The following is a 7,241-nucleotide window of genomic DNA, read 5'->3' as shown; positions in this document are numbered from 1 at the left end:
GTGGCGGGGCCGGTCCGCGCGGGACGAAGGCAGGAGCGCGGACCGGCCCCGCCACCCCCGGCGCTGCTTCACAGAGCGGGAAGGCATGTGGGGCCGGCTCTGTCTTGAGAGGTCAGGCCTCAGGAGCGACTACGGATCACCACATGCCCACCCGCCCAGGATGCTCGGCCATGAGGCACCGCCAAGCGTCTTCCGGCGCCATTAGGAGCGCAGGCCCGGCCGGGGGTCGGGCCGCGCGCGGGGAGCGGAGCGAGCCGCCTTGAACCCGTGAAGAAAGTTGTTACTCAAGTGCCGTCTGGGATGCGCCACAAGGGCGCGTCGTACTGCTGCGGCCGGCTATCGATGAGCAGCCGCCGCAAGTCGTCGCGCTGAGAGCCGCTGAGATCCAGTGCCTCAGTGATGCGGCGGAACGTTGTGTGGCTGATGCCGTGGGCCCGGGCCTCGCGCTCGAACTCCTCGAGCTGCGGCCAGATAGCGGCTGGGTCCAGCTTGGTCGGCTCTCGGTCGTCGAGCCATAGGGCCTTGTTGCGCTCGTAGTCGATTTCCGACGAGCCGCAGATTTCGCGGCTATGAGCTTCGGCCTCATCCAAGTGCGCTGTTGCCATGATGGCTCGGGCCAGCTCGTTGCGGCTGATGGTGTCGTCCAGGTCGACTTCGTGCACCCGCGGGCTCTCATCCGTGAGCGGCACGGGGAGTCCTGCGTCTCGGATCTCGCATGTGCCTCGTACGCCCCGGGCCGCTGCCGCAAGGAGGGCCGTCGCTTCGGACGGGTGCCACTCCAGGACGGCGCTGATCGCGTCTGCGTCACTTGCGGTGAAGGTGTGGGCGACGGCACCCAGCACGTCCCTCATGTCTTCCGGCTTGAGCTCGCCGTCCATTCCCGGACCCGCGACCAGGAGTCGCACCGGTGCGTTCACCTGGCAGCATGAGGCAAGCGTGAGTGCGTCAGCTAGTGGGCTCCTGAGTGTCGGCTCGTCGCCCCGCGCGAGGATGTCCCCACCGACGTCCAGGAGGTCGATCGTCTCGGGCTCCATGTGGCTCACCAGGTCTTCGAGCTGATGGGTGAGGCCTTCGGCGCCCCCGGAGGGGTCGAGTAGCGCCAAGGTGTGCGGGAGCTCCGATGCGAGTCGGGGGAGCGTGGAGCCTGCGGGTGCGATGGGGCGGGCCCCCGCCGGTACTGCCCAGACGGCCGGGGTGAGACGTCGCAGGCCAGTGAAGTCGGCGGGCCGCCGCGGGCCCGGTAGCGGGTCGATCAGGAGGCGGTCCCAGGCGTACGTGAGGATCACCGCCTGGTCCTCCCCGCCGTAGAGAGCGGCGTGAAGCATTGCGGCGGCGACTGCGTCGCCCCCTCCTCCTGCTGCGACGATCAACCGCGTCATGCGTTCAGACTACGGGTTCACAGGTTGGCCACTCACTCTATAGTGGCTAAAGGCCATAGCCACTTGGACTAGGAGGGGAAGATGCCTCAGATCGAGGAGGCGCAACCGAAGTACCTTCAGATCGCTCACTACATCCGTGATCAGATCCTTCGGGGCGACCTGCGCCCGGGGGACGAGGTGCCCTCGGAGCGGCAGCTCGCCGTTGACTGGAAGGTGTCCCGCCCTACGGCGGCGCGGTCACTGGAGGCGTTGAGTCATCAGGGCCTGGTCGAGAAGCGTCAGGGCTCGGGAACCTATGTGCGCAGTCTGGAAGTGAACCGGCGCGCAAGAGAGTTGTACGGACGGGCGCGGCAGACTGGGAAGATCTATACGCCGGGGGAGTACGCGGTGATTACTTCGGCCGGCTGGCTGGAGGCACCGGACTACGTGGCCGAGGCACTGGGTCTGGTGAAGGATCGTCGAGCCGTGCACCGCCGTCGCGTGACGAACAACCAGGACGGTCCGATCACGCTGTCTACCTCCTGGTTCGCTCCGGAGGTCGGACAGCGAGCGCCCAAGCTCACGGATCCGGAGCGGATCCAGGAAGGGACGCTCATGTACGTCGAGAGGATGACAGGGCGTCAAGGCAGCTACGCCGAAGACCGCATGTGCGCTCGGGCTGCGACGGGCGAGGAGGCAGACGATCTGCGGCTGGAGCTGGGATCTGCGGTCCTCATCGTCCATCACGTCGTCTTCGACCTGCAGGATCGGCCCTTGGAGTTCGCCGAAGCCACCTACCCGCCGCACCGCTGGGCGTTCGAACAGGGATACCCGCTCACCTGACGACTCGCCAGTTACGGCGAACCGCTTGCACTCCACAAGTGGCCAATGCCACTATCCAGAAAGTGGCATTGGCCACTTGAGGAGAAGGGGGCACGACGTGACGAGTCGTCGGCCGGCGCAGGGTGCGCGGTTAGCTTGCCGGGGGTGTCGGGGGCGTGGGTGGAAGCGCGTCGGCTCTCGGACGGAGCTGGCGCTCTCCACGGCCAACGACCGCAGCCGTGCCACGTCGAAGCGGCGCTGCCTCGACTGCGACGGCAGCGGCAAGGAGTGAGCACCCATGGCGTACACGATCGACCGATACCCGTGCCAGGACTCACCGCGACTCGGAGCGATGACCTTGCATCCCGTTCCGGAGTCCGTGCCGCGGGCCCGGCGCTGGTTCCGGAAGTTCATCGCTCCTCACAACCCGAGCTGCTCGGTCGATGACTGCGCGCTGATGATTTCTGAGCTGGTGACCAACGCCATCAGCTACGGCACGTCGGATGACCCCTGGATGGTACGAGTCGAGTGGTTCCGGGAGGGAACCTCGCTCCGCGTCGAGGTGCACAACCCGGGCTTTCCGGCGAACGTGCGGCTGCGGCACCCTGACGCGAACGACGCACACGGGCGGGGGCTGGTTCTGGTCGACTCCATCGCCGACTCCTGGCACTCGGGGCCCAGCTACTTCGGTGGAACTGTCGTCTCCTTCGTGGTGGCCGATGCCTGGCCGGCGTGATGGGATAGCCCACCCCTCCTACTGTCGGTGTGCAAGTGTCGCTAGTCTGGTTGACCAGTTGACTTGGCCAATCCCGACAGGCGGCGTTCATGGCGTATGAAGTGGAGCCACCGAAGTACGTGCGCCTCGCGCAGACGCTTCAGCGTCGTATCGAGGATGGCACCTACGCGCCGGGTACTCGTGTGCCGAGCGAGAATCAGCTGGTGCAGGCCTTCGGGATGTCTCGCCCGACCGTCGTCCGGGCGCTGGAGCTGCTGAAGCGGGACGGTTGGCTCGAGTCCCGGCAGGGGTACGGCACGATCGTCCGCGGTCGTCCGGAGGTCGTCGAGCACAAAGACCGGCGGGGGCGCGAGGCGCTCGAACGCGACGAGTCGCAGGATGCGGGCCGGCTGATCGAAGTCGGACACGTGGCTGTCCCGGCTCGGGTCGCTTCTGCGCTTGGCCTCCCGAGGGGAACTGACGTGCTCGTGCGCCGCTTCCTGGTCGAAGAGGGCGGCGAGGCGGTCGAGTTGGTCTCCTCGTACTTTCCCGCCGGCTTGGCTGAAGGTACTGAACTGGGTTCCGACAAGCCCTTGAGTGGAAGTACCCGTGAGCTCCTCGAGACACGTAAAAAGATCCGTTTTGATCACGTGATCGAGCGGGTGTCGGCTCGGCTGCCCGAAGAGCGTGAGGCCGAACTGCTGGGGCTGCCGGACGGTGTCCCTGTTCTGAGCGTCCTGGTTATCGCCTGCGACGCCTCTGGTCGTTCCCTGCAGGTCTCCGACGTGCTCCTCCCGGCTGACCAGCACGAACTCGAAGACACCTACCGCCTGAGCTGATGCCGCCCTTCGGGCGAACCTCTGGCGGTAGCAACTTGACAAGTCAACCTGGCAACTCTAACTTCGAACTTGCTAAGTCAACCTGTCAGGCCGACAGGTTGATCGACTCTCAGAGGGAGAATCCCTGTGCGTGTGATCCGCATTGACGCCTCCGCCGCCACGATCTTGCTTACTGAGGCCCCGGCGCCGAAGGTGCGCGACCGGCAGACCGGGGAGATCGCCAAGGATGCGTTGACCGGCGAGGCGCTGATGACCGTCGGCGTCGTCTACATCGACGAAGGCGAGTCGTCGCTGATCCAGGTCACCGTTCCGGAAAGCGGAGTGACCGAGGGCCTGACGGTAGGTGCTCCGGTCTCGCTCCCGGGCCTGGTGGCGCGGCCGTGGCAGAGCGTCTTCAACGGCCAGGAGCGACACGGGATCGCCTACCGGGCGACCGCTATCGCTTCGGGTGCCTTCCCGACGGCCCAGGCAGGCTGATCGCTGTGACGGACCTGATGACGTTGGCGGAGCTGGGCGGTCCGCTCGCCGTGATAGGCGGCGCCGACTACGCCCGGCACGCCTACCCGGCGGTGTACTGGTCCACGGTCGGGCTGCCGCTCTCGGTGGCCCGGCTGCTGGCCTCGTACTCCTCGACAATGGATGCCTGCGGCCTCACCGTGGAGCCGTCCCGGTGGCGGGCTCTGGCTGTCCGGGCGACCACCCGCCGTGAGGTGCGGCCGGTGCCTCCTCGTCGGGGGATCATCCGGCCTACGTCGACTGGTCTGCGCATGCGGCTCCGGCTGGTTCCTGGACAGGAGCCGGCGGACGTGGCGGCTTCGGCCGAACGACTTCGGCATGCCTGGGGCGTCCACGCAGTTCATGTCCGGGATGTGAAGCCGGGTGTCGTCGAGTTGCGGCTCGTCGGCTTCGACGTCCTGCAGCAGGTGAGGATGCCCCGCTCCGACAGTCGCCCGCTTCAGGTGCCCGTGGCGTTACGGGAAGACGCGACCGCCTTCGTGCGGGACTACCGGACCGTTCCGCATGAGCTTGTGCTCGGTGCCACGCTCTCGGGCAAGTCCATGTACCTGCGGAACCTGGTGACCGGGCTGGCTGCTCAACCGGTTGTCCTGGTCGGCATCGACTGCAAGCGGGGGGTTGAGCTGGCTCCCTTCGCGTCACGGCTCTCCGCCCTGGCAACCGACCCGGATCAAGCGGCTGAGCTGCTCCCCGTGCTCGTCAAGGAAATGGAGGACCGATACGACCTGATCAAGACGCGACAGGGCATCGCGCCCGGCACCGCTGAAGAACTGATCACCTCGGACATCTGGGGACTTCCGGAGGACGAACGCCCCGCTCCGCTGGTTCTCTTCATCGACGAGGTTGCCGAGCTCTTCATGGTCGCCGCGCGGAAGGAGGAGGAACGGCGGGACGAGATGGTCACCCAGCTCATCCGGCTCGCCCAACTCGGCCGGGCCGCCGGCATCTACCTCGAGGTTTGCGGGCAGCGCTTCGGCGCCGAACTCGGCAAGGGCGCGACCATGCTCCGAGCGCAGCTCACCGGTCGTGTCTGTCACCGCGTGAACGATGAAGCGTCGGCCAAGATGGCGCTCGGTGACATCGCCCCTGAGGCCGTCCAAGCGTCGTGCGCCATCGCCCCCGAGCTGCCCGGCCTGGCTGTCGTCGGCGACACCTCCGGCGGCTGGTCCCGCATCCGTACTCCCTACCTCTCCCTAGCCGACGCTGCGGCCACCTGTCGTGCGACGGCTCACCTTGCGCCCGACGCCCCGGCGCTCAATCCCTTCCGGCCCTACGTCCCGCCGCTGCCGGATGTGGCGCCTGGCTCCATGGCCACAGCTCGCCCGGTCACCGAGTAACCGCACTCACTCCCACGGCTGGCACGGCCGCTCCGTGCCAGGTCCCTACCCCCTCCATGCCTGGAACCGGAAGGAGTCGCGCCGTGCGTGCCCTGCCCATCCGCCTCGACGCCGTACTCGTCCAAGCGGTAATCGCCGCCGCGCTGTCCTTTGCCCACCTGCACGATCTGGCCTCGGCCGCCGGACAGCACGGATGGAAGGCGTGGGCCTACCCGGTCTCCGTCGACCTGCTTCTCGTGGCCGCCTGGCGGCGGCTCCGGTGCGGTGGGGCAAAAGCGGCCGGCTGGTGCTGGTTCCTCGTCGCCCTGACCGCCTCGCTCGGCGCCAATGTCTCCACGGCCGGGCTGCTCGATCTGGGCGCCGTACCCGCCTGGCTGCGCATCCTCGTAGCCGGATGGCCCGCGGTCGCCTTCCTTGGCGGAACGCTGCTCGCTCACGGTGCAACCTCCGTCACCCGGGCGGAGGGGCGCGAGTCGGCCCCGGATCCCATGGCATCAGAAGCTTCCGCCTCTACCTCTCAATTGCCCGCTGCAGAGCCGGAACCGGCTCCGCCCTCGGCTTCTGCGGTTCCGCCGGCGCTCATCACACTCGCGCGCAAGGTCGCCGACGAACACCGGGCCCGGACCGGAACGCCGATCGACATCTCAACCCTTCGAGCCCGGCTCGGCGTTCCGCTGCCGCTGGCCGAAGCCATCGCCACCCAACTCACCTGACCCGGAGGACTCTCCACCGTGCGCCCGTCCACGCTCCGCGCGCTGCAACGCGCCGCCGAGCTGACCCGACAGAACCGCCTCACCGAAGCCGTGCTCATCGCCGAACCGGTGATTCTCGCCGCCGACAGCTACGAGGGCGACGAGATCTTGCGCTGGCTGGCCGAGCACGCCACCGACTTCACCGGCGTAGATCCGAAGGAGACCCGCTGATGACTGCCAATCGCCGCTTCCGCAACGTCATCCGCATAGGGCCAGTCCAGGTTGCCACCTACTACGACGGCCGGGGCCGCGAGAAGCACACCGCAGCCTGTACGGCTCCTCGCTGCGGCTTCGCCACTGACTACGACAGCCGTGCCGCCGCCGAGCTGGCCGCCCGGACCCACCGCTGCGCCGTCCGCTGAGGGAGCTCCCGTGACCGTCTCACTGCCGCTCGTCTTCGTCCTGGGCGTCATCACCTGGGCCGCGATCAAGTTTCTCGGTGTCCGGCTCTGGGTCGCCGTTGCGATCGCGTTGTTCGGCTTCTGGCTCTCGCACACCTTCCTCGCCCCCGCCATCGAATCCGGCACTCGCTCCGGGGTCGGCGTCGTCGACAGCACCCACAAGTGACAAGGAGGTACGCCGTGCTCCGCCCCAAGCTGCCCGACATCCCGACCCTGCCGACGACCGCCATCGCGCCTCAGCCGACGCAGGTTCCGCCCTCCTCGGTCGGCCGCTCGGCCGCCCCGTTCGTGAGCGTCGGTGTCGGCGCGGTCGCCGCCGTGGTCGTCGTCGGAATCGTGCTCACCGCACTCTTGGCGGCAGTCGCCGTCTCGGCCGTATCCGTGGCCATCGCCGCCGTGGTCCTGCGCTCTCTCATCAGCAGCGCCAACAAGCGCTGACCGGCCGCCGGGGCGGCAACAAGCCGCCAAGCATCCCGCCGCCCCGGGGCCGTCCCTCCCAAC

Annotated in this window: 11 protein-coding genes; 10 read left to right on the top strand and 1 reads right to left on the bottom strand. The window is 67.9% G+C overall.

The annotated features are described in order from the left end of the window. Window positions 1–284 precede the first annotated feature (284 nt). Window positions 285–1,379, bottom strand: coding sequence for a DUF1152 domain-containing protein (locus ACFVVO_RS28925; protein ID WP_390058723.1), 1,095 nt, complete (start codon window positions 1,377–1,379; stop codon window positions 285–287). 81 nt (window positions 1,380–1,460) lie between these two features. Here ACFVVO_RS28925 and ACFVVO_RS28920 point away from each other — a divergent pair, with 81 nt between their 5' ends. The 10 genes from ACFVVO_RS28920 to ACFVVO_RS28875 all read left to right on the top strand — a co-directional run bounded on the left by ACFVVO_RS28920 (window position 1,461) and on the right by ACFVVO_RS28875 (window position 7,178). Next, on the top strand, window positions 1,461–2,201 hold the full coding sequence (locus ACFVVO_RS28920) for a GntR family transcriptional regulator (protein WP_390058721.1): 741 nt from the start codon (window positions 1,461–1,463) through the stop codon (window positions 2,199–2,201). A 277-nt stretch (window positions 2,202–2,478) separates the two neighbouring features. Then, a complete protein-coding gene (locus ACFVVO_RS28915; RefSeq protein ID WP_390058720.1) occupies window positions 2,479–2,916 on the top strand; it encodes an ATP-binding protein in 438 nt (145 codons plus the stop codon). A gap of 89 nt (window positions 2,917–3,005) precedes the next feature. Beyond that, the gene (locus tag ACFVVO_RS28910) at window positions 3,006–3,734 is read left to right on the top strand and encodes a GntR family transcriptional regulator (protein ID WP_390058719.1); all 729 of its coding nucleotides are present in this window, start codon (window positions 3,006–3,008) and stop codon (window positions 3,732–3,734) included. A gap of 126 nt (window positions 3,735–3,860) precedes the next feature. Next, window positions 3,861–4,211 carry a hypothetical protein gene (locus tag ACFVVO_RS28905; RefSeq protein WP_390058718.1) on the top strand — a complete coding sequence of 117 codons (351 nt, stop codon included), beginning with the start codon at window positions 3,861–3,863 and terminating at the stop codon, window positions 4,209–4,211. A gap of 5 nt (window positions 4,212–4,216) precedes the next feature. Beyond that, window positions 4,217–5,587, top strand: coding sequence for an FtsK/SpoIIIE domain-containing protein (locus ACFVVO_RS28900; protein WP_390058716.1), 1,371 nt, complete (start codon window positions 4,217–4,219; stop codon window positions 5,585–5,587). An 83-nt stretch (window positions 5,588–5,670) separates the two neighbouring features. Continuing rightward, window positions 5,671–6,300, top strand: coding sequence for a DUF2637 domain-containing protein (locus tag ACFVVO_RS28895; RefSeq protein WP_390058714.1), 630 nt, complete (start codon window positions 5,671–5,673; stop codon window positions 6,298–6,300). An 18-nt stretch (window positions 6,301–6,318) separates the two neighbouring features. Further along, entirely contained in the window at window positions 6,319–6,510 is a 192-nt protein-coding gene (locus tag ACFVVO_RS28890) for a hypothetical protein (protein ID WP_123436666.1), read from the top strand. Continuing rightward, window positions 6,510–6,701, top strand: coding sequence for a mobile element transfer protein (locus tag ACFVVO_RS28885; protein ID WP_390058712.1), 192 nt, complete (start codon window positions 6,510–6,512; stop codon window positions 6,699–6,701). Before ACFVVO_RS28890 ends, ACFVVO_RS28885 begins: the two co-directional genes overlap by 1 nt. A 10-nt stretch (window positions 6,702–6,711) precedes the next feature. Then, window positions 6,712–6,906: a hypothetical protein gene (locus tag ACFVVO_RS28880; RefSeq protein ID WP_333772390.1), complete on the top strand. Its 195-nt coding sequence runs from the start codon at window positions 6,712–6,714 to the stop codon at window positions 6,904–6,906. Between the two features lie 14 nt (window positions 6,907–6,920). Beyond that, a complete protein-coding gene (locus ACFVVO_RS28875) occupies window positions 6,921–7,178 on the top strand; it encodes a SpdD protein (protein ID WP_390058711.1) in 258 nt (85 codons plus the stop codon). The last annotated feature ends 63 nt before the right edge of the window (window positions 7,179–7,241 follow it).

It is taken from the genome of Streptomyces sp. NPDC058145, from assembly GCF_042884245.1.
GTDB lineage: Bacteria > Actinomycetota > Actinomycetes > Streptomycetales > Streptomycetaceae > Streptomyces.
The sequence above is the reverse complement of the archived record's forward strand: the minus strand, read 5'-3'. Positions and strand labels throughout refer to the sequence as shown.